This window comes from Mesorhizobium sp. M5C.F.Ca.ET.164.01.1.1 (genome assembly GCF_004792125.1).
Classification (GTDB): Bacteria; Pseudomonadota; Alphaproteobacteria; order Rhizobiales; family Rhizobiaceae; genus Mesorhizobium; species Mesorhizobium wenxiniae.
Map to the genome: position 1 here is coordinate 1 of NZ_SRTG01000662.1, position 278 is coordinate 278.

Below are 278 nucleotides of genomic sequence, written 5' to 3' on the forward strand. Positions count from 1 at the left end.
GCCGTGCGAAGGGATGATGCTACACCAGGACGGCAGCCGTCATCAGTGGCTGGCGAGTGGGCCGATGCTGGATCTGATCGTGACTATGGACGATGCGACGAGCACGATCTATTCGGCCTTTCTGATCGAGGAGGAAGGCACGGCGTCGAGCTTCCAGCGACTTCTGGACACCTTTGTCGCCAAGGGATTGCCGTCAATCCTCTACAGCGATCGTGGCAGACACTATTTCGTGACGCTCAAGGCGGGCGGGGCTGTCGACAAGATTCGCATGACCCAGG

General features: G+C 59.4%; 1 protein-coding gene. It reads left to right on the top strand.

Annotated elements, in window-relative coordinates; translation table 11 throughout:
• Positions 1–64: 64 nt before the first annotated feature.
• A partial coding sequence (locus tag EN807_RS35200) for a transposase family protein (protein ID WP_135938137.1) occupies positions 65–278 on the top strand: 214 nt, incomplete at its 3' end.